This window comes from Pedobacter sp. R-06, from assembly GCF_049913135.1.
Lineage (GTDB): Bacteria > Bacteroidota > Bacteroidia > Sphingobacteriales > Sphingobacteriaceae > Pedobacter.
Genome location: NZ_CP183977.1, coordinates 5,694,146 through 5,720,520, shown reverse-complemented (window position 1 = coordinate 5,720,520; position 26,375 = coordinate 5,694,146). Strand labels below are relative to the sequence as shown.

The 26,375-nt window shown below is 38.9% G+C and carries 23 protein-coding genes and 1 riboswitch; of the genes, 13 read left to right on the top strand and 10 right to left on the bottom strand.

Annotated features, from left to right (window positions below):
* The first annotated feature begins 10 nt into the window (after positions 1-10).
* The 4 genes from ACN9MR_RS23185 to ACN9MR_RS23170 all read left to right on the top strand — a co-directional run bounded on the left by ACN9MR_RS23185 (position 11) and on the right by ACN9MR_RS23170 (position 3,116).
* The gene (locus tag ACN9MR_RS23185; protein ID WP_426326886.1) at positions 11-1,249 is read left to right on the top strand and encodes a dicarboxylate/amino acid:cation symporter; all 1,239 of its coding nucleotides are present in this window, start codon (positions 11-13) and stop codon (positions 1,247-1,249) included.
* A gap of 119 nt (positions 1,250-1,368) precedes the next feature.
* The gene (gene thiL, locus ACN9MR_RS23180) at positions 1,369-2,409 is read left to right on the top strand and encodes a thiamine-phosphate kinase (protein WP_426326885.1); all 1,041 of its coding nucleotides are present in this window, start codon (positions 1,369-1,371) and stop codon (positions 2,407-2,409) included.
* Entirely contained in the window at positions 2,410-2,856 is a 447-nt protein-coding gene (locus ACN9MR_RS23175) for a hypothetical protein (RefSeq protein WP_426326884.1), read from the top strand.
* Between the two features lie 20 nt (positions 2,857-2,876).
* A complete protein-coding gene (locus tag ACN9MR_RS23170) occupies positions 2,877-3,116 on the top strand; it encodes a hypothetical protein (RefSeq protein ID WP_426326883.1) in 240 nt (79 codons plus the stop codon).
* A 196-nt stretch (positions 3,117-3,312) separates the two neighbouring features.
* Here ACN9MR_RS23170 and ACN9MR_RS23165 read toward each other — a convergent pair whose 3' ends face one another.
* On the bottom strand, positions 3,313-4,689 hold the full coding sequence (locus tag ACN9MR_RS23165) for a DNA recombination protein RmuC (protein WP_426326882.1): 1,377 nt from the start codon (positions 4,687-4,689) through the stop codon (positions 3,313-3,315).
* Positions 4,690-4,807: 118 nt separating this feature from the next.
* Here ACN9MR_RS23165 and purU point away from each other — a divergent pair, with 118 nt between their 5' ends.
* A complete protein-coding gene (gene purU, locus ACN9MR_RS23160; RefSeq protein WP_426326881.1) occupies positions 4,808-5,647 on the top strand; it encodes a formyltetrahydrofolate deformylase in 840 nt (279 codons plus the stop codon).
* Between the two features lie 723 nt (positions 5,648-6,370).
* Here the strand turns inward: purU and ACN9MR_RS23155 are convergent.
* Positions 6,371-7,507, bottom strand: a complete 1,137-nt coding sequence (locus ACN9MR_RS23155; RefSeq protein WP_426326880.1) for an NAD(P)/FAD-dependent oxidoreductase — start codon at positions 7,505-7,507, stop codon at positions 6,371-6,373.
* Positions 7,508-7,590: 83 nt separating this feature from the next.
* Between ACN9MR_RS23155 and ACN9MR_RS23150 the strand changes: the two genes are divergently transcribed.
* On the top strand, positions 7,591-8,286 hold the full coding sequence (locus ACN9MR_RS23150; protein ID WP_057930995.1) for a zinc metallopeptidase: 696 nt from the start codon (positions 7,591-7,593) through the stop codon (positions 8,284-8,286).
* Between the two features lie 590 nt (positions 8,287-8,876).
* Here the strand turns inward: ACN9MR_RS23150 and apaG are convergent.
* Both apaG and dusB read right to left on the bottom strand, forming a co-directional pair.
* Positions 8,877-9,263 carry a Co2+/Mg2+ efflux protein ApaG gene (gene apaG, locus ACN9MR_RS23145; protein WP_029274928.1) on the bottom strand — a complete coding sequence of 129 codons (387 nt, stop codon included), beginning with the start codon at positions 9,261-9,263 and terminating at the stop codon, positions 8,877-8,879.
* 33 nt (positions 9,264-9,296) lie between these two features.
* Complete coding sequence (gene dusB, locus ACN9MR_RS23140; protein WP_184466137.1) at positions 9,297-10,304, bottom strand: tRNA dihydrouridine synthase DusB; 1,008 nt, start codon at positions 10,302-10,304, stop codon at positions 9,297-9,299.
* Positions 10,305-10,348: 44 nt separating this feature from the next.
* Between dusB and ACN9MR_RS23135 the strand changes: the two genes are divergently transcribed.
* Genes ACN9MR_RS23135 through ACN9MR_RS23125 form a run of 3 tightly spaced genes read left to right on the top strand, consistent with a single transcriptional unit; the run spans position 10,349 to position 12,315 of the window.
* The gene (locus ACN9MR_RS23135; protein WP_426326879.1) at positions 10,349-11,275 is read left to right on the top strand and encodes a CPBP family intramembrane glutamic endopeptidase; all 927 of its coding nucleotides are present in this window, start codon (positions 10,349-10,351) and stop codon (positions 11,273-11,275) included.
* Complete coding sequence (locus ACN9MR_RS23130) at positions 11,256-11,462, top strand: putative signal transducing protein (protein ID WP_184466133.1); 207 nt, start codon at positions 11,256-11,258, stop codon at positions 11,460-11,462. Before ACN9MR_RS23135 ends, ACN9MR_RS23130 begins: the two co-directional genes overlap by 20 nt.
* Before the next feature lie 43 nt (positions 11,463-11,505).
* A complete protein-coding gene (locus ACN9MR_RS23125) occupies positions 11,506-12,315 on the top strand; it encodes a phosphatidate cytidylyltransferase (RefSeq protein WP_426326878.1) in 810 nt (269 codons plus the stop codon).
* A 50-nt stretch (positions 12,316-12,365) separates the two neighbouring features.
* Here ACN9MR_RS23125 and ACN9MR_RS23120 read toward each other — a convergent pair whose 3' ends face one another.
* The 3 genes from ACN9MR_RS23120 to metE form a co-directional block, all read right to left on the bottom strand.
* Positions 12,366-13,031 carry a class I SAM-dependent methyltransferase gene (locus ACN9MR_RS23120; protein WP_426326877.1) on the bottom strand — a complete coding sequence of 222 codons (666 nt, stop codon included), beginning with the start codon at positions 13,029-13,031 and terminating at the stop codon, positions 12,366-12,368.
* 61 nt (positions 13,032-13,092) lie between these two features.
* A complete protein-coding gene (locus tag ACN9MR_RS23115) occupies positions 13,093-13,479 on the bottom strand; it encodes an acyl-CoA thioesterase (RefSeq protein ID WP_025141655.1) in 387 nt (128 codons plus the stop codon).
* A gap of 296 nt (positions 13,480-13,775) precedes the next feature.
* A complete protein-coding gene (metE, locus tag ACN9MR_RS23110) occupies positions 13,776-16,109 on the bottom strand; it encodes a 5-methyltetrahydropteroyltriglutamate--homocysteine S-methyltransferase (RefSeq protein WP_426326876.1) in 2,334 nt (777 codons plus the stop codon).
* A gap of 195 nt (positions 16,110-16,304) precedes the next feature.
* Positions 16,305-16,508, bottom strand: a riboswitch (cobalamin riboswitch).
* A gap of 125 nt (positions 16,509-16,633) precedes the next feature.
* On the opposite strand from metE, the gene ACN9MR_RS23105 reads away from it, so the two are divergent.
* Together ACN9MR_RS23105 and ACN9MR_RS23100 are read left to right on the top strand one after the other, a co-directional pair.
* Positions 16,634-19,330, top strand: coding sequence for a M14 family metallopeptidase (locus tag ACN9MR_RS23105; protein ID WP_426326875.1), 2,697 nt, complete (start codon positions 16,634-16,636; stop codon positions 19,328-19,330).
* Between the two features lie 312 nt (positions 19,331-19,642).
* A complete protein-coding gene (locus ACN9MR_RS23100) occupies positions 19,643-20,359 on the top strand; it encodes a DsbA family oxidoreductase (protein WP_426326874.1) in 717 nt (238 codons plus the stop codon).
* 184 nt (positions 20,360-20,543) lie between these two features.
* Here ACN9MR_RS23100 and ACN9MR_RS23095 read toward each other — a convergent pair whose 3' ends face one another.
* From ACN9MR_RS23095 to mfd, 3 genes are all read right to left on the bottom strand, one after another.
* The gene (locus tag ACN9MR_RS23095; protein WP_025141651.1) at positions 20,544-20,762 is read right to left on the bottom strand and encodes a DUF3820 family protein; all 219 of its coding nucleotides are present in this window, start codon (positions 20,760-20,762) and stop codon (positions 20,544-20,546) included.
* The gene (locus ACN9MR_RS23090; RefSeq protein ID WP_426326873.1) at positions 20,763-21,899 is read right to left on the bottom strand and encodes an ATP-binding protein; all 1,137 of its coding nucleotides are present in this window, start codon (positions 21,897-21,899) and stop codon (positions 20,763-20,765) included.
* A 90-nt stretch (positions 21,900-21,989) separates the two neighbouring features.
* Positions 21,990-25,328, bottom strand: coding sequence for a transcription-repair coupling factor (mfd, locus tag ACN9MR_RS23085; RefSeq protein ID WP_426326872.1), 3,339 nt, complete (start codon positions 25,326-25,328; stop codon positions 21,990-21,992).
* Positions 25,329-25,558: 230 nt separating this feature from the next.
* Between mfd and ACN9MR_RS23080 the strand changes: the two genes are divergently transcribed.
* Positions 25,559-25,861 (top strand): DUF2752 domain-containing protein, encoded by a 303-nt coding sequence (locus tag ACN9MR_RS23080; RefSeq protein WP_426326871.1) that lies wholly within the window; start codon positions 25,559-25,561, stop codon positions 25,859-25,861.
* A gap of 5 nt (positions 25,862-25,866) precedes the next feature.
* Positions 25,867-26,235, top strand: a complete 369-nt coding sequence (locus ACN9MR_RS23075; protein ID WP_057930984.1) for a TM2 domain-containing protein — start codon at positions 25,867-25,869, stop codon at positions 26,233-26,235.
* Positions 26,236-26,375 lie beyond the last annotated feature (140 nt).

Below are 26,375 nucleotides of genomic sequence, written 5' to 3'. Positions count from 1 at the left end.
TTAAATATTTATGGAAAAAAACAACATTCTTAAAAATTACTCGGGCTTATTATGGCTTTTGGCAGGAATAACTGTTGGAAGTATTGTGGGTTTAATTTTTGGGAAAAACGTTGAAAGTATAAAGCCGTTAGGAGATATATTTTTAAACCTGTTGTTTACTGCAGTTATTCCATTGGTATTTTTTGCGGTTTCATCGGCAATTGCGAATATAGACAGAACCAAAAAGTTAGGGAGATTATTAACCGTTATGGTTCTGGTTTTTCTTTCTACCATACTCATTTCTGCAGTTTTAACCTTGGTAGCTACCTGGGTTTTTCCGATCCATCAGCAATTAGGAAATGCGCCTTTACCAACTGAACCTGAAAAAATACAGTCGTTTGGCGAACAAATGACCCAACTTTTAACCGTGGGAGAATTTTTCGAGATCGGAAGCAGGAAAAACATGCTTGCACTAATTATTTTTTCGGTACTGGTTGGTTTTTCTACGCTATATGCTGGTAAAGAAGGCGATGGATTTAAGAACTTCTTGGTTTCGGGTAATGAAGTGATGAAAAAACTCATCATTTTGATTATGAAATTAGGACCGATTGGTTTAGGTGCTTATTTTGCCTATCAGCTTGGGGTTTTCGGTCCACAGCTTTTCGGAACCTATGCAAAAGCTTTAGGTTTGTACTACGGTGTAGGCGCATTTTATTTTATCGTTTTTTTCACCTTATATGCTTTTGTTGCAGGTGGGTTTAAAGCAATAAAAGTATTTTGGAAAAATAACATTGTGCCGTCTTTAACTTCAATCGGAACCTGTAGCAGTATTGCCACTATTCCGGCAAATTTAGATGGCGCGCGAAAAATGGGCGTACCCGATTACATTACCAACGTGACCATTCCATTAGGTTCAACCTTGCATAAGGATGGTTCGAGTATCAGTTCTATTGTTAAAATTGCGGTTGTTTTTGCCATTTTTGGAAAGGATTTAGTACATGTTGATACCATTATTTTGGCCTTAGGCATTACTGTTTTAGTGAGTATAGTGGAGGGAGGAATACCAAATGGAGGTTATATTGGCGAGTTATTAATGATTTCGGCTTACCAATTGCCACCTGAAGCGCTACCGCCAGCTATGATTATAGGAACTTTGGTTGATCCGATGGCTACTTTGTTAAATGCCACTGGCGATAATGTAGCGGCCATGTTAATTGCCAGGTTTACGGAAGGTAAAAATTGGATGGAGAATAATAATTTGTCATCCTGACGCAGGAAGGATCTGCAAATGATGGAGCAATACCTGAGTGATGAAAGATTCTTCGTTCCTCAGAATGACAATTAATTTTAAAAAATAAAAATCGGGGGCTTCGCCCCTAACTATTGTATATGTTTGAAAATAAAGAGCGTACAGATATTAATGAATTAGGTGAATTTGGGTTGATTAAACACCTCACTACTAATTTTAAAATTAAAAACGATTATTCGGTAAAAGGTGTCGGCGACGATGCTGCTGTTTTAGATGCTAAAGGAAAGCAGATCTTAATTTCGACCGATTTATTGTTGGAAGGGATTCACTTTGATCTGGCTTATGTGCCTTTAATGCACCTAGGTTACAAAGCTGTTCAGGTAAATTTGAGTGACATTTATGCCATGAACGGAAAAGCAAGTCAGATTACAGTTTCGCTGGGTTTGTCGAGCAAATTCCCCTTAGAAGCTGTTGAAGAAATTTATAAAGGAATTGAACTGGCCTGCAACAAATACAACATCGATTTAATTGGCGGAGATACTTCATCAAGCAAGCAGGGTTTGGTGATTAGCATTACCAGTATTGGTTATGCCGATGGCGATAAAGTAGTGTACAGAAATGGCGCTCAAGAACATGATTTATTATGTGTTTCGGGCGATTTGGGTGGTGCTTATTTAGGCCTGCAGATTTTGGAGAGAGAGAAATTAATTTATCTGGAAAACCCACAGATCCAACCAGATTTAGAAGGTAAGGATTATATCATTGAAAGACAATTGAAACCAGAAGCAAGGATGGATATTGTTGCGCTTTTAGATGAAATGAATATCAAGCCAACCGCTATGATTGATGTTTCGGATGGTTTAGCTTCCGAAATTTTGCATTTGGCGGAACAATCTGATAAAGGAATAACCATTTATGAAGAGAAAATACCTTTAGATCCAATGACTTATGAAACCGCCCGTGAATTAGGTTTAGATCCAACGGTTTGTGCTTTGAGTGGTGGAGAAGATTATGAGTTATTGTTTACCATTAGCCAGGAAGATTATAAAAAACTGAAACATGATGTAGATATCACAGTGATCGGCCATGTTACCGATAAAAACTCGGGCTGTAAAATGGTTTCAAAATCAGAAAAAGTACACGAGCTGAAAGCCCAGGGCTGGAATGCTTTTAAGAAATAGATGAAAATATTTAGTTATCATTTGAAGAGACCAGCAATTTACATAAGTGTTGGTCTTTTTATTTTTTCTTTGATTAGACCAGCTTTTGTTTTTGATGGTGGTAGAGGTCTGGAATCTGATAAATCATTTATCTACTTGCTAATTGGTGGAATTGGATTATTTGGAGGCGGCACTGCGGAATTTTTAGTTTGGTTAGCTAATCCATTTTATTTCATAGCATTATTTTTATTTGCAAAAAATAAAAAAGTATCCATATTGTTTATTCTGATTGCTAGTTTATTGGCTATTTCTTTTTCAAGTTGGGAGGAAATATTGATTTCTGAAAGTGGATCCAACGGAAAAATAGTATCATTTTCTTCTGGTTATTATTTATGGGTTACAAGTATACTTGTTCTCTGTTTTGGAATTATATATTATTTTGGTAAGCATAGATTAAAGATAGATTAACCAAATCATAAGCTTTTAATATGGCATATAAGGTACTAATAGCTGAGTTAAGTACAGGGCACGTATATAATACAAAATTGGAATTGTTCTTAGGAATTGGTGAGACTATTAGCTACTTTGATCATTATGAAGAAGCTATAAATTATTCCGATTCAATTGTAAATAATAATCCAGAGTTAGAATGTTGGATTAAAGATGAAAAGGATATCATCTTGAGATATAAAAGCATTAATGAAGAGAAACTATTTGATTTGCATTAAGATTGCCAGCCAGATGGGCGTCGGCGGCAAAACAGTCTTCTCGTAATGACGATTTTTTTCTAAATTCAAAAAAGACTACAGTATTCACTGAAAAAGATAAAATTTTCAAAAAAATCGTTCAAAGGATCTCACAAAAAATCACTAACTTTGCAAGTTTTTAGCTATAATTTTAAAACTGAACAAAAACTCGATTTGCCTATTCCTCATTGATATCCAGATATTTAGTATCAATCTGTTTGGTGGTTTTTGCACCTAATTTTTTAATCTTTTCTGAAGTGTTGGTTAAATTTCCGGCGCCGGCTGATAGTTTATTAATGGCTTTATCGTAAGCATCCTGTCCGTTTTTAATGTGTTTACCAATGTTTTCCATGTCAGCAACAAAACCTACAAACTTATCGTACATGCTTCCACTTAAACGGGCAATTTCCATTACATTCCGGTTTTGGCGTTCCTGTTTCCACATGCTGGCAATGGTACGTAAGGTGGCTAGTAAGGTTGAAGGGCTCACAATTACTACCCTTCTATCCCATGCAAAATTGAAAAGTTCGGCATCTTTTTGTACGGCAATACTAAAAGAAGATTCGATCGGAACAAACAATAAAACAAAGTCGGGAGAATTTATTTTATATAAATCCTGGTAGTTTTTTGAAGACAGCTCTAATATGTGATTCTTAATTGAGGCGAGATGCTGTTTTACGTAGCCTTCACGCTCTTCATCCGTTTCTGCAGATACCGAATGCTCATAAGCAACCAACGATACCTTAGCGTCGACCACAAGATGTTTATTATCTGGCAGGTCAATTACCACATCGGGCTGGTACCGACCGCCTTCGGCGGATATATGCGAGGCTTGAATGCGGTATTCCTGATCGCGCACTAAACCCGAGCGTTCCAAAACCTTTTCCAAAATCACTTCCCCCCAATTTCCCTGCTTTTTGCTATCGCCTTTTAAAGCTTTGGTTAAATTGTTGGCATCTTCCTGAATCTGTTTACTTTGATCCATTAATAGCGAAATTACACCTTTCAATGTATTTCTTTCATCTGATTCGGCTTTGTAAACCTTTTCTACTTTATCTTCAAAAGCTTTAATATTTTCTTTCAAAGGATTTAAGATGATATCCAGATTAGTCCGATTCTGTTCAATAAATCTGCTCGATTTTTCTTCCAGTATTTTATTGGCAATTAACTCAAAGTCTTTGTTTAATTTTTCTTGCGACTGCTCAAAACTTAGCTTTTGTTCAGCAAGTTTTTCTTTTTCGGCCAGGTAAAAAGACCTGGTACCTTCAAGTTCGCGATTAGCATCGGCAAGCCGGTCGCGCTCAGCCTGTAATTCATCAATTAAGCGTTGCTGTTCTTGTTTAAGTAACACAGTAATATGTTCTTTTTCGGTAGATAAATTAGAAACACGTTCGTCGGCTTTGGCCAGACTGATTTTTAAAGATTCATTTTCACTTTTTGTTCTTTCGAAGTCTTCTACCGAGATCATAGAAAGAGCAGCCTGCGGTTTCTTCAATAATAAAATAACCAGGACTATTAAAATAACGATTAGTAAAGCAATACCCGCAATCTCCATAATGATAAAAATTTTAGCAAAAATGAAGATTTAAAATAGATATACCAAAAAATTTTAGTTATTATGAACAGAAAATAACGGAAAAAAATTTCTATAATTGGGCATTAGTATTTTATAAATGAACGCATTAACAGTCCTCATATCCTGTCCCGATCAAGTTGGCTTAGTCACAAATATTACCCGTGTACTGGCTGCGCATCAATTGAATATTGTTGCCATGCGCGAGTTTGTAGACGAAGCGAATAAATCGTTTTTTACCCGTATTGCCTGTACCGGAAATCTGGGGGATGCTGAAAAATTAAAGGAAAAACTTTTAGAAAACCTGCCAAATGCAGCCGAGGTAAATTTAATTACCCAACAGGAAAAACAGATTGCTGTTTTGGTGACCAAGGAGTACCATTGCCTGGCAGAAATACTGATCAAAAACCAATTTAAAACCTTGGGGGCCAACGTAAAATGTGTAATAGGCAATTATGAAAGCCTGAGAGATTTTACTGAAAAATTGGGTATTCCTTATTTTTACGTCGATCATACCAATAAGGATAAAAGTGAATTTGAGGCTGAAGTTAAAGCGATTATCAACCGGTTTGAGGTAGACTATTTGGTGCTGGCCAAATTTATGAGGATTCTATCCGCTGATTTTGTAAAAGATTATGCAGGTAAAATTGTTAATATCCACCATTCCTTTTTACCGGCCTTTATAGGTGCCAACCCCTATCGCCAGGCTTTTGAACGCGGGGTGAAAATTATTGGTGCTACTGCCCATTTTGTTACTGATAACCTGGATGAAGGCCCGATTATTACGCAGCATACTAATCATATTGATCATAATTTTGGCGTGAAGGAAATGGTTCGGGCAGGCAAAGAAATAGAGAAAAAAGTATTGTTAGAAGCCCTGGAGCTTATTTTCGAAGACCGCGTTTTTGTGAGTGGGAATAAGACGATTGTGTTTAAGTAAGCATATGCGTTTAGGGTTTGACGGATTGCGAAGCCGCGAAGAGTCGTCATTGCGAGAAGGCTTTTTCAGCCGACGAAGCAATCTTACAACGATAGCTACTTACGGTTAGCAATGAGGATTGCTTTGTGTGCTTCGTTACGAGTACTTGTTTTTCTCGCCTATCATCATTTCGAGGAGTAATTATTGCATAGAATAGATATTCATGATAGTTAACTGATTATGTTTTGCCTGTCCGCACGGTCTTGCCTAGTGCTCACCGCCGCCGAAGGGCTCTTTCTTTTTGGCAGCAAAAAGATTAGCGGAGCCAGCTTGAACACCATTAAAAAATAAGCACAAGTGAAAAAACAAAACCGGGGGCATTGCCGAGTTCATTAATACAAATGAAAACAACAGAAATCCATTAAGAAAGCACCGGCTGAAAATTTATTCATTTTTATTATAGTTTTCAGCTGCATTTATGACGGCTTCACCGTTTTTTTTAAGCGGATAGGATGGCTGGGTCAGTGGAGCCCGAAAAATTTGTCAGGCCGGATTTAATTAGAACGAAGATACAGTGCTTTGGCCTAGCTAAGCGGAAATGCCGATTCTACGAAGAAAGATTTATCTCGTGTTAGATCTCTCCATTACACTGCGTTCCAGTCGAGATGACGATGCTTTTTAGAAAGATCTTAAAAAACTCTGTGTGCTCTGTGTTTTTTCTCTGTGTTCTTTGTGGTAAAAAAACTATAAGCTTTTCAGCAGCAGATTCGCCACATCTTCTCCTGTTTGTGCACCAATTGCTATACCCATGCCGTTACACCTGGTGGCGCAAAAAATATTTGGCTTAATCTCTTCTATAAATGGTTCCAGAGTTTTTCCAAAAGCCATAATGCCGCTCCAGCGGTAATCGATTTCATAATTTACTTTAGGGAGGATTACGTTTTTTAATAAATCTTCTAACGCTAGCCGAACGGCCTCTGTTTGGCCAAATTTGGTGGTTTTTTCGGCTTTAAAATCGATATTTCTGCCACCACCTAATAAAACTCTGTTATTTATATTTCTAAAGTAATAATAACCTTTATTGTAATGGAAAGTACCTGCTATTTTTAGTTCTTTAATGGGTTTGGTGATTAAAACCTGACCACGGCCGGGACTAACGTCAATAGCTGGGAATAAATCTTTTACAAAAGCATTGGTGGTTACAATTAACTGTTTACAAAAAAAGTGTCCGTTTTTGGTTACCAGTTGTGTACCCCTGTTTTCTTCCAGGATCTGATCTACCGCACAATTATTAAATATACTAATGCCGAGTTTTTGCGCATATTGAATTAAAGCAAACATCATTTTACCACTATCAATCTGTGCTTCGTAGCGGTTTTCGATTAATGTGCCGATACCTTCAAAGCCAAATAAACTAATTTTATTATTGGCAAAGGCAAAAGCATTGGCACCAACAATATCGTTAATGAGACGGTTATAATGTTCAATTTTGGATACACATGTGTCGGCCAGAAAAACCTCATCATTTTTAAATAATTCGTACCCGCCTAAACATTGGTAATCAATGGTTTTATCGCTTAATAAATTGCGTAATTTAAGTAGGCCCTTCCAGCGCTTTTCTATAAGTAGTGCCAGACCATTTAAGCCGGCACATTCTTCTTGCTCAATGAGTTCAGAAATGCTACCGAAGCATGCAAAACCCGCATTTTTGGTGCTGGCACCTGTTGGTAAAAAGCCCCTTTCGAGTATGGCAATTTTTAAAGTCGGAACAGTTTTTATAAGCTGGATAGCAGCATTTAAACCCACAATTCCACTACCGATAATAATGATATCGTAAGTAAAAAACGACTCCTTCTCCCAATATGAAAACGCTGTTGGCATAGTATAAATGTACCATTTTTTAACAGTCAAATAATATGGGAACGCTTTTTGATATGTGTTACACGAAAAACATACAGAAGAAAATGGGAGTTTATTTAATATTAATCATCCCGGTATTACTGCTGAGCATGTTTGTACAATGGCGGTTTAGAAATAAATTTTCTAAGTATGCCGAAATGCAACTTAGCTCAGGTTTATCGGGCAAAGAGGTGGCAGAAAGAATGCTACATGATAATGGGATATACGACGTGAAGGTGATGAGTACCGAAGGACAACTAACAGATCATTACAATCCATCAGATAAAACCGTTAATTTAAGTACAGATGTATATTATAGCCGAAGCGTAGCAGCAGCAGCTGTAGCGGCACACGAATGTGGCCATGCCGTGCAACAGGCGAAATCGTATAACTGGTTACAGCTAAGAAGCAGCATGGTTCCGGTGGTAAGTATATCATCTAATCTTTTACAATGGGTATTATTAATTGGTGTATTGTTAATAGGCTTTACCGGAAATCCAATTGTTTTGGCAATTGGTGTGGTAGGTTTAGCACTGGTAACCATATTTAGTATCATTACCCTACCGGTCGAATTTGATGCCAGTAACCGTGCATTGGCCTGGCTAAAAAACAATAATGGTGTAATGCAAACGCAAGAAGAAAATGCGCAGGCTAAAGATGCACTTTGGTGGGCAGCCATGACTTATGTGGTAGCAGCTGTTGGTGCATTAGCCAATTTATTGTACTACGCATCGATGCTTTTTGGAAGAAGCAGAGATTAAAGAGATATTTAATTATGAAAAACACAGAGCGGCCAGGGTTAATCCTGGCCGTTTTTGGTTTACCGTCACCCTGTCCCAGAATGTTCAGGATCTTTTTTAGCATAGATTGATATAAAGTATAAACCAACATAGGTCATATCCGGTTTTTGGAAAGCAGGTTTTGCAGTGCTTAGCAAGGCTCCGGTCCCGCTCCCGCTTCTGCCGATAGAAAAAATCGGCATCTCGCTTCGATCCCTTAGGTTTAGGTGGCAAGGTAGGATGTACTATTTGGGGTTGCAGGGTTCAAGAAGAAGGGTGTATACGCCATGCTGTAAACCTTTGATATTAACAGAACCATTGCAATTTAAACCTGATTGCAATGGGAAAGCCCGTAAACGAGGAATCCCGATTCATCGGGACGGACTTGAAATGAAAAGCAGGACTAACATTAAAATAAAATGCTTCAATTGCTTTTCTAAAGAATAGATAAAAAGAGATTGGTTGCTGTTACATCCTCGTTGAGACACCTATAGACTTAATTTGATTAAGAGATTTCTCCATTTCGTTTCACTTCAGTCGAAATGACGATTTGTGGCAGGATGGATTAAGGATTAATTCAGTTTATAAGGAGCGATTAACTGAAATTCTGGAATATCAACCTCGAACTCTGATCCATCTATATCACGTTTCATTAAGTACGCGCCTTTCATACTGCCCATATCGGTTTTTAGGTTACATCCAGAAACATATACATGTGTTTCGCCAGGTTGGATAATAGGTTGCAAGCCAACAACGCCCTCACCCTCTACCTCTCTTCGGCTACTGTTCGAATCGAAAATAAACCACTGGCGGCGCATTAATTGAACAGCATAATCAGAAAGATTAGAAATTTCTACGCGATAAGCGAACATATAATGCTCGTTAGCCGGATTTGAATATTCTGGCTGGTACACTGTTTCTACTGAAACCTTAACCCCGTCTGTAATAGCTGTAACCATGATTTACTAATATATAAAAAAACCTTTCAAAAATCAAGCCAGTACTTTAGTGGCATCATAGTCGGCAAATTTCTCTGCCACTTCTTCTAAAATGCTGTAAATGTTGTTAATATCTGGCTCGGCCACCAACCGCATACGGTAAGGTTTAAAATCTGGCAGGCCTTTAAAATAGTTTGCATAATGGCGGCGCATTTCGAAAATTCCGGTTTTAGGCCCTTTCCATTCAAGCGATTTATCTAAATGTGTACGGCAGACTTCAATACGTTCTTCAATAGTTGGTCCGGCAAGGTGTTCACCCGTTTTAAAAAAGTGTTTTACTTCGCGGAAAATCCATGGATAACCAATGGCAGCACGACCGATCATAATGCCATCTACCTCGTATTCCATACGCCAGTTGGCTGCTTTTTCGGGGCTATCAACATCACCGTTTCCAAAAATCGGTATTTTAATGCGTGGATTACGTTTAATCTCCCGGATAAGCGACCAGTCGGCCTCGCCTTTATATAACTGTGCTCTTGTTCTGCCATGAATGGTAAGTGCCTGAATGCCTACGTCCTGAAGCCGCTCGGCCACTTCGTAAACATTTTTGGTATTATCATCCCAACCAAGGCGGGTTTTAACGGTAACAGGCAAATGTGAAGCTTTAACTACGGCTTCTGTCATTTTTACCATTTTATCGATATCCTGTAGCAAGCTGGAGCCTGCGCCTTTACACACTACGTTTTTAACCGGACAGCCATAATTAATGTCAACCAGGTCGGGCCCTGCTGCAGAAGCAATTTCTGAGGCTTCGCGCATGTGATCGATATCGCCACCAAAAATCTGGATGCCAATTGGCCTTTCGTATTCGAAAATATCAAGCTTTTGTATGCTTTTTGCAGCATCGCGGATCAAACCCTCCGAAGAAATAAATTCAGTGTACATCATATCGGCCCCGTTTTTTTTGCACACATAACGGAACGGCGGATCGCTTACATCTTCCATTGGAGCCAGTAATAACGGGAACTCACCTAAATCTATATTTCCTATCTTAACAGACATTTTCTATCTTCAACGATTAATAAAAACATACAAAGGTACAAATAATGAATTTTGTAACACCTAACAAGGAGGAAATCAATCCTTTCTTACAATTACTTTTACTTTTATTTTACGCAGTTACAGGCGGACTTGTGTTTGGACTTCTGGCTGTTGCTATCGTTTTAATGATATATGGCTTGGGGATAGTAAGTAATTTAGATCTACTTTTGGCAGGCGACCCTAAGTATATTGTAGGTTTTAAAGTGATACAAATACTAAGTTCGATCGGAACATTTATTTTACCACCAATTGCCCTTGCCTTAACAGAAAGAAAGAAAGTAACAGAATTTTATCTTTTCAGACAGCCAAAATTCTTATTGGTTGTTCTGGTGCTGGCTATTATGATACTGAGTATGCCATTTATGGAATGGACCGTGATATGGAACCAAAAAATGGTTTTGCCCGATTTTTTGCATAAGATAGAGCAGTGGATGAAGGAAAAGGAGGCTATTGCAATGAAAATAACAATTCAATTGATCACCGTACGCAGTAATTTCGATTTTATTGTAAACCTCCTCATGATTGCTGTTATACCTGCAATTGGCGAAGAGTTGATGTTCCGTGGAGGGGTGCAGCGATCGTTAAACAGGGCTTTTGAAAACCCCCATGTTGCGATTTGGCTATCTGCGATTATTTTCAGTGCCATCCATGTTCAGTTTTATGGTTTTGTGCCACGTATGTTATTGGGTGCGGGTTTTGGCTATTTATATTATTATAGCGGAAGCATCTGGTATGCCATGCTGGCGCACTTTATAAACAATGCCTATGCGGTTTGTGCGGCTTTTTATATGCAAAAGCACCATATGCCACTTGATAAAGCCGATGAACCGATCGGTTTTCCATGGTATGGCTATTTAATTAGTGCAATAATTACCATAGCTTTGTTTAAAATTTTTAAAGATAACGCAGCACGTGAGCGAAAATTGGGTTAAAGTATATACCACCAGCGATGCCTTTGCGGCCGAGGTATTAAAACAGGGATTAACAGAAGCCGGAATTCTGGCAGTAACGATAAATAAACAGCTCTCGGCATATAATATTGGCGAAATAAATGTTTTGGTGAATAAGGTAGATTTCGATAAAGCCATAGAATACATCGTTGAAAACGAAATTGAATAGTAGAAATGATCTTAAACCTTACACCCTTTATCGCTTACCTTAAATGAAAACCAGGGCAATAACCGCTTTCTTTTTTACCATTGTAATGCTGGGCTCTATCCTGCTTGGGAGCTACACTTTTACCATCTTTTATCTTGTTTTAAGTGTTTTGGCATTGTTTGAATTTTACAAGCTGATTAAAAACTCCGGAATAAGACCACACCGTAATATCGGTTTGGTAGCCGGTTCATTAATATTTTTTATGGCGGCTGGCTTACACTACCTCAAATATGATGTGAAGTATTTGCTGCTTTGTATTCCGCTAATTTTCTCGGTTTTTATTACTGAGCTATATAAAAAGAACAAAATTCCATTCGCCAACATCTCGTACACGTTTGTTGGTTTTGTGTATGTAACTATTCCTTTCTGTTTTTTTCATGCCCTGGGTTTTTTGAAAAACTGGAACGAATATAGCTTTCATCTTCCCCTGGCATTTTTACTGATGCTTTGGGCAAACGATACAGGCGCTTACCTTTTTGGTGTAAAATACGGTAAACGTAAGTTGTTCGAACGCCACTCGCCAAAGAAAAGCTGGGAAGGATTTTTCGGAGGCATGTTCACCAGTGTTTTAGTCGCTTTTGGTTTATCATTTCTGTTTACCGAAAGTCCAGCCTGGGTTTGGATCGGTATGGCTGTATTGATTGCTAGTTTTGGTACACTGGGCGATTTAGTAGAATCGATGCTTAAACGCAGTTTGGATACGAAAGATAGTGGTGGTTTATTACCGGGACATGGTGGTTTGTTAGATCGTTTTGATGGTTTGTTATTGGCTGCTCCAGTAGTTTATGCCTACCTGTATTTGATTTTATATTAATCGTTTAGCCACAAAGACACGAACGCACAAGAAGATTATGATGTTGTTTCTTAAGCAGTAGCCGTTACAACGTAATATTCTCTTTCTACCTGTTCGCCGGTTTTACTTTGTACCAGCTCTATTTTTTTAAGCGTATTTTTAATGGCAAACCCCGCTTTTTCTAATAGTTCTGTTACGGTTTCTATATTGTAAAGTGTAAAACCATAAGGTGTAAAAGGGAGGTTTTGCATGAAAGTTTTATCGGCAAAACATATAGCCAAAGTTCCCTTAGGTTTTAATATCCGCTTAATTTCGTTGAGGTATTCGCTTGGATTTGTCCAAAAGTATATCGTATTAACTGTAAAAATTTTATCAAATAGACCATCCTCAAATGGCAATTTAATGCCATCTGTTAGCTGAAGGTGAACCTTTCCTTTTGTTATGAAATCCTGATTGATCTTTTCGGCCTCGGCAATAATGGTTGCAGAAATATCAGCACCGAAATAATGGAGGTTTTCGGCTTTTGATAAGAGTTGGGCAATATGCCCGCCGTTACCATGACCGATTTCTAAAACAGTTTCATTATTTTTAAGGTCTAATGCTGCAATTGCAGAAGTAGTCATGCCGATATTATTGGCATGCATCATTTCACCTGTTTTAATGCCGTGTTCGCCTTCAGGACAAGCCAATTGTTTAGCAATATTTTTTAAGTCTTCTTCGGAAAGTTGCTGTTCCATAATCAAATTTAAAGATTTAGGCGTTATGATTTTTACATCTTTTTGGCCAAAGCTTATATGATTATTTAATCACCTGGACAGGTTTTTTATTTTCATCAATGGCCACAAAGGTGAAATCGCCATGTACGGCCAATTCTCTTCCTTCGGCATACATCTGCTCGATATAAATTTCTACATTAACCTTTAAACTGGTATTCCCCACATGGTTAACCTTGCCGATAAGCTCTACAATTGTACCTGCGGGGATTGGTTTTTTAAAATCTATCCTGTCGCTGCTTACCGTAACCATAATCTGGCGGCTAAAGCGGGTTGCAGTAATAAAAGCAACCTCATCCATTAAATGCATGGCTGTTCCGCCGAAAAGGGTATCATAATGATTGGTTGTATTGGGGAAAACGGCTTTAAAAATGCTGGTTTTAGAATTTTCTATTCTTTCTTCTAGGGTCATGGGTTAAATATAGGTGCTGTAAAAAGCTTTGACAACTTTCTGGTTATTTTTAGTAGAAAATTGCCAAAGTAAAAGATTTGCCCTTGAGAAATGGATACTGAAAATGTAAAAAAATGTGCTCTCAGTAATTTTGGTAATGCTATTAAGTAGTGAAATAACTAAAATGATGTCATCCTGAGCTTGTCGAAGGACAATCTTTTTAGTTATTTCACGATAAGGGTCTTCGACAAGCTCAGACTGACAACAATCGAATTCTTAATTTAATAGTATTGGTTTTCTCTGCGACAAAATTAAAATTAATTCACCTGAAGATCTGCAGCAAGTACCTCTTCGGCTTTACGCATTTCTTTAGCGGCTTCTACCATTTCTATTAAGGCCTTTTTGGTTTCATCCCATCCGCGGGTTTTTAAACCACAATCAGGGTTTACCCAGAGTTGCCGGGAGGGAATAACAGCTTTCGCTTTTTTGAGTAGCTGAACCATTTCCTCCCGCTTAGGCACCCTTGGAGAGTGAATATCGTATACACCCGGGCCAATTTCGTTTGGATATTTAAAATCGGCAAATGCGTCTAATAATTCCATCTGCGAACGTGAGGTTTCGATGGTGATTACATCTGCATCCATATCGGCAATGTTTTGGATGATATCATTAAACTCCGAGTAGCACATGTGCGTGTGGATCTGCGTATCGTCTTTCACACCACTTGCCGAAATTTTAAAGGCTTTAACCGCCCAGTTCAAATAGTTTTGCCAATCAGCTTTGCGCAATGGTAAACCTTCTCTAATGGCTGGTTCATCAATCTGAATGATTTTTATACCTGCATTTTCCAGATCACAAACCTCATCGCGGATAGCCAGGGCAATTTGAGTACAGGTTTCTGATCGTGGTTGATCATTACGTACGAACGACCATTGTAAAATCGTTACCGGTCCTGTTAACATACCCTTCATGTATTTTGAGGTAAGCGATTGTGCATAGGCGGTCCACTTTACAGTCATGGGTTTCGGACGCGAAACATCGCCAAAAATAATAGGGGGTTTTACGCAGCGCGAGCCGTAACTCTGTACCCAGCCATTTTTGGAGAAAGCGAAACCATCCAATTGCTCACCAAAGTATTCAACCATATCGTTACGCTCAAATTCGCCATGAACCAAAACATCCAGATCGATTTCTTCCTGCCAGTTTACGGCTTTTGCGGTTTCTTTTGCAATGAGGTCATCATATTCTTCAACGGTAAAAGTTCCGTTTTTAAGCTTTGCTCTCCAACTTCTTACTTCTGCAGTTTGCGGAAACGATCCGATGGTAGTAGTGGCGTAACTTGGCAGATTGAGTTCCTGTTGCTTAATTTTTCTGTTCGGAAATGGACTTAAACGTTCTGCATCCTGCTCTTTTAATCCTAAAACACGTTGTTTAACTTCAGGATTATGGATGATTTTAGAAACTTTACGGTTAGCAATCGCGATCTTATTTTCCTCAAGTTTTTGCAGGGTAGATGCAGGGCTTTCGTTGGTGATCAGTTTTTTTAAAGTAGCTACCTCCGCAATTTTTTGTTTCGCATAAGCCAGCCACTGTTTAATTTCAGCCGAAAGATTTTGCTCATTGGTTTCATTGTCTAAATCAACTGGTGAGTGGATTAAGGAACAGGATGGGGCGATCCATACTTTATCCGGGCCTCTTTTTTCTACAACTTGATTAATGATTGAAACGGATTTTTCGAAATCATTTTTCCAGATGTTTCTTCCGTCTACCAAACCTAACGAAAGAGTGGTATCTTCCTTTAACGAAGCTAAAATATCCGTCAATTGACCCTCAGCACGTACCAGGTCGATATGTAAAACATTGACCGGTAATGAGGTAGTTAGTGCTAAATTATTGCCCAAGCCTTCAAAATAAGTAGCCAAAACAATTTTTAACCCAGGAAAAGCTTTTCTGATCTCTTTATAGGCATATTCGTAAGCTTTCTTGTCTTTTTCGGTAAGGTCTAAAGTCAAAAAAGGTTCATCAAACTGGACATATTCTACATCCAAAGCATCTAAGCGCGATAAAATCTCGATATAAACCGGAAGGAGATTTTTGATCAGGTCGATCTTTTCAAAGCCGGATTCTTTTTCTTTTCCCAATAAAAGGTAAGAAACCGGGCCGATTAAAACAGGTTTTGTAGTAATGCCCAATTGTTTTGCCTCGTAAAACTCATCGATAATTTTGGTAGAGAAAAGTTTAAAAGGCTGATCTTTGTAAAATTCAGGAACGATGTAATGGTAATTGGTATCAAACCATTTGGTCATTTCCATCGCTACTACATCTAATCCCTCTTTTTGATAACCTCTTGCCATAGCAAAATAGAGATCAAGCTCTGAATTTCCTTTTTTCAGGATCACCTCGTTGTACCTTTTCGGGATGGCCCCAAAAGTTAAAGAATGATCGAGCACATGATCATAAAAAGAAAAGTCGTTCGAAGGAATGACATCAATTCCAGCTTCTTTTTGAAGGTTCCAGTTTTCGTGGCGAATGTTTTTTCCCACCTGAAGCACATTTTTGTACCCAGTTTTATCTGCCCAGTAATTTTCGCAGATTTTCTTTAATTCCCTTTGGCTACCTATTCGCGGATAGCCCAGATTTTGCGTTAGCATCTCTTTTAAAGATTAAGTAAATAAATCGTTTAAAAGCTCATAGCAATATTTTATAATGTTTTCTGTTAAAAATAAAAAGGAAAGGTTCGCGCACAAGCAGCCTACTCATCAGCAAAAAGCTTAAAGCAAGCATATAAAATGATTAATTTTACCGTGTACAATCAGACCTGACCAATTACTTTATAACGCGAAAGCACCGTCAATTCAATATAGGCAGGTCTCCTGACTTATTCCCGATCTTATCGCCTTCCCATACCGGTAAACGGCACAGTGGCATGAATGATAAGACCGTTGTCTTTTTAAAGACAGAATTTACAGTTGCGCGACAGCTCGTGATTTGCACACGATTCCCTATTAATCCCGGTTGTAATTCCGGGAACCTGTATCGGTTGATGAAAAATAAAGTTAAGAACTTACATCAAGGCAAATGTATGGATTAGGATTTAAAACTTGTAACAAATTTACAGCAAGCCGTTTTTAGCGCTTATTCTCTATTATATTTGATTACCTAACTAAACTTTATTATGATAAAAATCTACTTTAAAAGGCTTTGCTTTGCTTTTTTACTGGTAAATAGCTGTGCGGTGCTGGCGCAGGATGTACCAACGCCAAAATCGCATTTTGGTTTCGACATTGGCGACGATTACCAATTGGCCAATTATACCCAGACAGAAGCTTATTTTAAGAAACTCGCGGCAAGTTCTGACCGCATTAAACTGGTTGATATTGGCAAAACCGAAGAAGGCAGAAGTCAATACATGTTAATCGTTTCTTCGCCAGAAAACCTCAAGAAATTAGATCGTTACAAGGAAATTTCGCAACAGCTGGCACACGCAGAAATTACAGCGGAGCAGGCAAAAGCATTGGCCCAGGAAGGTAAAGCAGTAGTTTGGATTGATGGTGGCCTGCACGCCAACGAGGTGGTGGGTGCACATCAGCTGATCGAAACCGCTTATGAGTTTGCCTCCAGAAAAGACCCTGAAACCCTGCGCATTTTGGATAACGTAATCATTTTGTTTACCCATGCCAACCCTGATGGGCAAGAACTGGTGGGCAATTGGTACATGAGGGAGAAAGACCCAAAGAAAAGAACAACCTCAGGTTTGCCTGTTTTGTATGAAAAATATGCAGGTCATGATAACAATCGCGATTTCTTTATGTTAAACCTTAAAGAAACGCAGAATATCGGCCGTCAGCTTTTTGTAGAATGGATTCCGCAGATCATGTATAACCATCATCAGGCTGGTCCGGCAGGAACCGTTGTTGCCGGGCCTCCCTACCGCGATCCTTTCAATTATGTTTTTGACCCAACGTTATTAACCAGTTTAGATGCCGTTGGTGCGGCCATGCACAACCGCATGAATGTAGAAAACAAACCTGGTTATACTCAACGTGGAGGATCGGTTTACTCTACCTGGTATAATGGCGGTTTAAGAACCACCACTTATTTTCATAATATGATTGGGCTCCTGACCGAAATTATCGGGAACCCTACACCGTCCGAAATTCCGTTAGTTCCTTCGAGATTATTGCCTAACGGCGATTCACCAAACCCGATTACCCCGAGGAAATGGTATTTTAAAAACTCGATCGATTATTCGGTATCGCTAAACTATGCCGTTTTAAACTATGCACAACGTTATCGCGACGAATTGTTGTACAACATTTACCAGATGGGCAGAAATTCGATAGAACGTGGTAAAAAAGATACCTGGTCTTTTTCTCCTAAAAAAATAGAAGCCATTAATAACGCTGCTAAAGGTGAAAAAGGTGCACCAATTGCCGGAGGAGATGCAGATTTTGGGCCAAGGAGGCAGATCAGTATGAAAGCTTTTGATACGGTGATGAAGGCTCCGGCGAACAGAGATCCCCGCGGATACATTTTAAGTGCCGATCAGCCGGATTTTAACTCTGCTGTTAAATTTTTAAACGCCTTGATCAGAACGGGTATTGTGGTTCAAAAGGCAACAGCTTCATTTGCCGTTGCAGGGAAAAATTATCCTGCCGGAAGTTATGTCATAAAAACCGATCAGGCTTTCCGTCCGCATGTTTTGGATATGTTCGAGCCTCAGGATCACCCAAATGATTTTAAATATGAAGGAGGTGCACCAATTCCGCCATACGATGCTGCCGGATGGACGTTAGCCTATTTAATGGATGTGAAATTCGATCGGATTCTAGATGATTTTTCTGGTCCGTTTGAGAAAAATCCGTACGGTGCTTTATTGAGGTTTGAGCATAAATTGCCTTCAGGATCGGCTTATGTGTTAAGTGCGGCACAAAATGATTCCTATACCGCAGTAAATGACTTATTGAAAAACAAGGTTGAAGTTTACCGGTCGACTGAAAATGGTGATTTTTATGTTTCGTCAGCGGGGAAAGCGATACTGGAAAAAGCGAATATCAAACTCAAAAGTGCATCCGCTCCAAAGAATAAAATTAAAGTCTCTGCTGGCAGAATTGCGCTTTGGGATACCTATGGAGGCTCTATGGCCTCAGGGTGGGTACGCTTTTTAATGGAGCAATACCATTATAATGCAACAGTAATTTATCCGCAGGATATCGATGCCGGGAACTTAAAATCTAAATACGATGTAATTGTTTTTGTGGGTGGTGCCATACCATCGATACAGGGCGGAGGATTTGGAAACAGATCTTTCGGACCAAAAGCAGAAGAAATCCCTCAAGAATTTAGAAATCGTTTGGGCAGGATTACCGCTGATAAATCGATCCCTGAGTTAAAGAAATTCTTAGAAGCTGGAGGCAATATTGTAACTATTGGCAGCAGTACCAATTTAGCCTATCACTTAAACCTCCCTGTTCGCAATGCAATGGTTGAAATCGTAAATGGAGAGGAAAAGAGATTGCCAGCTGAAAAATATTATGTCCCGGGAAGTGTTTTAAATGTTGGCGTAGATACAACTTTGCCAAGCAATTGGGGCATGGAAAAGGAAGCTGATGTATACTTTGATAACAGCCCTGTTTTTAAGCTCACAGGCGACGCCATTGCAGCAGGAAAGATTAGACCTTTAATGTGGTTCGAAAATGCCACACCGCTGCGCAGCGGCTGGGCCTGGGGGCAGGCTTACCTGCAAGATGGTGTAACGGCCTTCGAAGCGAAGGTTGGTAAAGGAAAACTGCTTGCTTTCGGACCAGAAATTGCTTTCAGGGCACAAACGCATGGTACTTTTAAACTGATATTTAACCAGTTGTATAAATAATAATTAGGTCTGTCATATTGAGATTTGTGAAGAATCGGGAAAAGTAGTTGAAAGACTTAAAAACAGCATTTATGCTGTTTTTTCAGCAGACTGCTATTGAAAAATCTAATCATATAAAGGGCGTCATTTCGACTGGAGCGTAGCGAAATGGAGAAATCTTTTAAGATAGCTCAATGATTTCTCCACTGCGGTCGAAATGACGATTTTTCGAGGTAAAAACTCTGTTGAGAAGTGAAAGCCACTATCCTTAACGATAGCGGCTTTTTACTTTGGCCTTACTTTAGCCAACTGTAATCACCTTAATTTTGTATTATGAAAGTAGAAATCTGGTCGGACGTAATGTGTCCGTTTTGCTATATCGGGAAAAGACATTTTGAGCAGGCGATAGAGAAATTGCCGTTCAAAAACGAAATTGAAGTGGATTGGAAGAGCTATCAGCTCAATCCTGAATATCACAATACCAATAACGAAAGCGTTTACGATTACCTTTCGCGGAGTAAGGGAATGCCAATTGAGCAAGCTAAACAAATGACAAAACAGGTGGTTGATATGGCTGCGAATGCAGGTTTAAGTATCGATTTTGACACGAATATCCCTGCCAATACCTTTAATGCACACCGTTTGATCCATTTGGCGGCAAAACATAATCTTCAGGATTTAGCCGAAGAAAAGCTGTTTGAAGCGCATTTTGTAAACAGTAAAAATATCGGTGAAACAAGCGTTTTGATAGATCTTGCCGTAGAAATTGGTTTAGATAAGGATAAGGCTGAATCGGTTTTGAATGGAAATGAGTTTGCTGAAGCTGTTCGTTATGATATTTATGAAAGCCAGAATTTAGGAATCCGGGGTGTACCTTATTTTGTAATGGACCGCAAGTACGGCGTTTCGGGCGCTCAGCCTGTTCAGGCATTTACCGATGCGCTTACCCAAAGTTTTACGGAATGGAAAGAGGCTCAGCCAAAAACTACGCTGACTTCATTAAATAAAAATGATGATGCAGTTTGTGATGAGAATGGTTGTGAGATATAGATTTATTTCCCGCAGATTATGGTGATCAACGCAGATTTTTTCTGGGATAAATGTTAATCTGCGGATTTTTGCAGATTAGTCGTCATCTCGACTGGAGCGCAGCACAATGGAGAGATCTATCTAGATAGATTTCTCGGCTTCGTTACACTCCGCTCGAAATGACGTTATCTCTTTTGGTGATGCATCACCGCTGATTCTTCAAAGGCGTTAATAAATACTCCAGACCATTTACCCGGATCTCAAACATCGTAGCCATTAAATCGCCCAATTTCCCTTTGGGGAAGCCTTTATCCTTATACCAAAGCAAATAACTTTCAGGGATATTGCAGATCAGGTAACCTTTATATTTTCCATAAGGCATTTGCATTTTCACTAAATCGAGCAATAAGGTTGGATCTAACATTTATAATATAAAATCTAAATAATTCTCTTTATTAATTATAGAAAATGTGGCTTCAGGGTAATTTTTGGCAAAAAAGCCAGGTATTTTCTTTTTTTGATTGCCCCATTTAAAATCAGCAGCTAAAATTTCTCCGTTCTTTACTTCTATTAGGTCGATTTCCTGCTGATCATAGGTTCTCCAAAAGTAATGGGTGGCATTTTGCTGTTCGTATTCCATTTTTTTGATACGCTCGCTAAAACAATAATTTTCCCATAAAAGCCCTTGGTCGTTCCGGAGCGCAATTAACCTAAAATCATTAATTATTGCATTGCGGATCCCGTTATCATAGAAATACCATTTTGAAGATTTTGTAATTTCTTTACGTAAGTTATTACTATACCCACCAACTTTATAGATGATGAAAACCTTTGAAAGTAAATCCAGGTAACGGTCTACAGTGTTTTTACTGATACCCAACGTGCGCGAAATTTCATCTATAGAAACTTCTGAGCCTACTTGGTAGGCGATAAGTTTTAATAACTCCAGTAATTTTGTGCTGTTCTGGATGTTTTCGTACATCAGAATGTCTTTTAACAGGTATGATTTAACCAACTCTGTTAAGTATTGGGCTTTTTCAGCCAATGAACCTAAATGGAATAACTCTGGGTAGGAACCAAAAATTAACCGTTCTTCAAGATTTTGTGTGGTTTGCAGCGCATTTTCCTGCTTATCTAATTCAACCTGTGCTATGGGATAAAGATAATAGGTTAAACTTCTTCCCGTTAGTGGTTCCCCTGTTTGGTTCGAAAGATCAAAAGTAGAGGATCCGCTTGCTATTATTGTCAGTTCTTTGAAAGTATCGATCAGTAACTTTAGTATTTTTCCAATTTCAGGTATAACTTGAGCCTCATCAATAATGAGTAATTTGGCATTTCCCAATACTCTTTTGTAATTGGCCGCAGTTCGTGTTGATAATAGTATCTGTACATCCTGATCTTCTCCATTTAAAGAGAGATGATCAATACTGGCATCTTTGATGATGTTTTCTACCAGCCAAGTTTTCCCTACCCTCCTGGTACCAAAAATTAAGATTACTTTATTCTTCCCAATCTTGTTGAGGATAATTGGCTGTAAAGATCTAACAATTTGACTTTCCATTGGTCAAATATAGTAAAAAAACGTTAATTCAGTCAATGGACTGACTCAATTAACGTTAATTCAGTCAACGAACTGACTGAATTAACGTTTTTAGTCGATGAGCTCTAAAGTTTCGATAGCTTCTTCAACAGTACTTATGTTATCGAAAGCAATCCTTAAGGTGTTTTTTACCTCTTTTAAATTACACATACGTGGATGGTTCTGTGCAAAAGTTAAAATCTTGGTAAAGGTATTCGAATCGAAATAAGCAGATTGTTTATCACTTAAGAAATATCCTCTTAAGCTGTTTTTCTTGAAACTAATTTTCTCAAAGCCCAATTTTTTGCCCAGCCACTGCAAGCGTACCACACTTAACATCGTTTTTACCTGCGGCGGAACCGGGCCGAAACGGTCGGCCAAATGTTTTTCAAAAACGGCAAGTTCAGCCTCGTTATCAAGTTTGGAGAGCTCTGTGTATAAGTTATAACGCTCGGTAATGTTGGTGATGTAAGCATCCGGAATGTACAATTCCAGATCGGTATCTACTTGTGTAAAGCCCACAAACGGACGGGCAGGTTCATTTTCGAACAAGCCTTTAAATTCTGCTTCTTTTAATTCCTGAATAGCTTCATCCAATATCTTGTGATACATCTCAAACCCGATCTCCGCAATAAAACCACTCTGTTCGGCACCGAGTAAATTTCCACTTCCACGGATATCTAAATCCCGCATGGCCACATTAAATCCGCTTCCTAGGTCAGAAAATTCTTCAATGGCGCTTAAACGCTTCCGGGCTTCAGAAGTTAAAGTAGATAATGGGGGTGAAAGTAAATAACAGAAAGCTTTTTTGTTGCTCCTGCCTACCCGGCCACGCATCTGGTGCAGATCGCTTAAACCAAACATGTGTGCATGGTTAATAATGATGGTATTGGCATTGGGGATATCTAAACCCGCTTCTATAATAGTTGTGGCAACCAGAACATCTTTTTCTCCGTTAATAAAATCGAGCATTACATCTTCCAGTTGATCGCCATCTAACTGCCCATGGGCAATCCCAATCCTGGCTTTTGGAACCAGTTTCTGGATCAGTCCACCCAATTGCATCAGGTCGTTTACCCGGTTATGGATAAAGAAAACCTGTCCGCCACGGTCTAATTCGAACTGAACGGCCTCCTGAATCAGTTTATCATTAAAAACATGCAATTCGGTACTCACCGGTTGCCGGTTTGGCGGAGGGGTACTGATGATGGATAAATCTCTTGCGCCCATTAAAGAAAAATGCAGCGTCCTTGGAATAGGAGTTGCCGTAAGCGTTAAAGTATCAACATTTACCCTAACGGCTTTTAACCGTTCTTTTGCGGTAACGCCAAATTTCTGCTCCTCATCAATAATCATGATGCCGAGATCCTTAAATTTTACATCCTTGCTCAGCAAACGGTGTGTGCCGATTAATATATCAACCTTACCGGCAGCGGCCTCGGCAAGAGTATCTTTAATCTGTTTACTGGTTTTAAAACGGTTAATATAATCAACCGTAACCGGGAAATCTTTTAAACGCGACGAAAAAGTTTTGAAATGCTGTAAAGCCAAAATGGTTGTAGGTACCAGGATCGCCGCCTGTTTGCCTTCTGCTACCGCTTTAAATGCAGCACGCACGGCGATCTCTGTTTTTCCGAAGCCAACATCACCACACACTAAACGGTCCATTGGATGCGGCGATTCCATATCCTTTTTCACATCCTGAGTAGCCTTTAACTGATCGGGGGTGTCTTCATAAATAAAAGAAGCCTCCAGTTCAGTTTGTAAATAGCTGTCTGGTGAAAATGCCGTTCCAGCCTGGGTTTTGCGCAGAGCATAAAGCTTGATCAGGTCCCGGGCGATATCTTTAACTTTTTTTTTAGTAGTTTTTTTTAGCTTATCCCAGGCATCGGTGCCCAGCTTATTCATCTTGGGTACTCCGCTTTCTTTGCCACTGTATTTCGCAATGCGGTTTAAGGAGTTGATGTTTACATAAAGCAGGTCGTTATCTGCATAGATTAAACGGATCATTTCCTGTGTTTTGCCATTTACCTCAACCTTTTCAAGCCCGGCATATTTGCCGATGCCATGATCAATGTGGGTAACGTAATCGCCGGATTTTAGTTCCCGAAGATCTTTCAGGGTAATGGCCTGGCTTTTCTGATAACCTTTTTTAAGCTTGTATTTATAATATCGATCGAAAATCTGATGATCGGTATAAAATGCCGTCTGGATCTGCGGATCTATAAAACCCTCGCGCAGCATGCTATTAATTGGCGTAAACTTGGCCGTTTTATCAATATCCTCTAAAATGGCATATAAACGCTCGATCTGTTTTGGCGAATCGGTAAAAATAAAATTAACAATGCCTCCTTTTTCATTTTCCTTAAGGTTGTGAATGAGTAGGTTGAAATCTTTATTGAACGATGGCTGTGGTTTGGTTTCAAACTCAAAACGGTTATCCGTTTTATAAAAAAACTGCTTTCCGAATTCTATCAAAGGAAAATCCTGAAGATGATCGCCCAGTAACTTTTCGTCAGTAAAGGCAAATTTCGGATCAATCCATTCGGGGTTTTGAGTTTTATCTGTTATAGATAAAGCTTTCCAAAGTTCAACAGCTTTTTTAAAGCCCGCTTTAATAATATCGAGGGTAAACTCTACATCCTTAAACCAGAGCTGTGTATCCTGATCGATATAATCAAGGATACTGATATTGCTTTCCGTTAAAAATTTCGCCTGAACATTTGGGACAATGGTAAGCGACTTAACATCGGCAACGGAAAGCTGACTTTCAATTTCAAAACTCCTGATACTTTCTACCTCATCACCAAAAAACTCGATACGGTAAGGAAGATCGGATGAGAAAGAAAATATATCTACAATGCCGCCGCGGATAGAAAATTGGCCGGGTTCGTAAACAAAATCTCTTCTGTCGAAATCGTAATCAATTAAAAATTCGTTGATAAAATCGATACCCAACTTGGCGCCTAAACTAATTTCTAATGTGTTTTTTTCTAAGGCAGAGCGATCAATCACCTTTTCGGCGATGGCTTCGGGATAAGAAACCACAATCTTTCCGTATTCCGAATCGTGGTTCAGTTCGTTCAAAACCTCTGCACGTGCCAAAACGTTTGCGGTATCTACCTGTGTAAAATCAAATGATTTACGGTAAGAGGAAGGAAACAATAAAACCTGTTTATCTAAAACGCTTTCCAGGTCAGACTGAAAATAAGCAGCTTCTTCCCTGTCCGGTAAAACGAACAGTATGGGTTTATGTAATATAAAGTAAGAAGACAGGGCAACAATAGCATCGGCCGAACCCACCAATCCCTTTAATTGTATCTTTGGGTTTTTGCTGCTGTTCAACGCTTTGGTAAATTGGGTTACCCTATCGTCGGTTTTGTATCTGTTTATTAAATCGCGAATGTTCAAGGCACAAAAATAAGCTTATCTTTTAATATTAACCTGCAATTTGTGTAAAGGTTTTTTTAACTATTTTTGGCTGGGTTGCAGGTAAAAATCAAAAAAGGAAAAAAATAAGATCTTATTCTTAGATTCCATTACTCGTTTTGTCGAAATATATCCCCCATTCGTCGATTAGGGGGCAAATTGATGTAACAAAGGGTACACTATAACCTCTAAACCATATAAAAAGTGAAACAATGAAATACATTAAAAGCTTTCCACTAGAACTTTTTTTCTGGGTAGCAGCTTTAGTATTACTGGCAACAGCGAATAGCCACGAGCATCACTTCACACTTTGTCCGCTGGCTAATTTGGGCTTTAAAGACTGGTGTCCGGGATGCGGTATAGGCAGGTCAATCAGTCATATTTTACATGGCGAGTTTACCGTAAGCTTTTCCGAACATTGGTTTGGGTTTCCGGCACTTTTGATTATAGTTTATAGAATTTACACATTGATAAAAAATAAAAATAAGTTTAAAATTTCAACAACAAATACATAGAAACCATGGATATATATCAATCACCTCTAATGTCGTTACCAGGCATAACGCCAGAAGAATTTTCATACTTACAACAGGCTACCACCGGATTAACCGAGCAACAGTTGCGTAATTTCTTGATGGTTTACAGCAGCAAAAGGAAAAATCCATCAGATATGCTCATTTTCTGTTTAATCGGTTTATTTGCTGTTCCAGGGCTGCAAAGGTTTATCATCGGTCAGATCGGAATGGGTATTTTATATCTCTTAACCGCAGGTTTATGTTTTATCGGATCGATTATCGATGTGGTAAACCACAAAACTCTTGCCTTTGAACATAACCAGAAAATGGTTTTCGAAAGCTTGCAGATGGTAAGAATGGGCGGTTTTCAGTAAACCATTCATTTTTAGGATCCTCAATATTTCTTTTGGAAAGCAAAGACAGAACAGCTTTTAATGTTCGTCTCACCATACACGACAAGTCCGTCCCGATTTTATATCGAGACGGGCTTTTTGTTTGACATTTAACTATATTT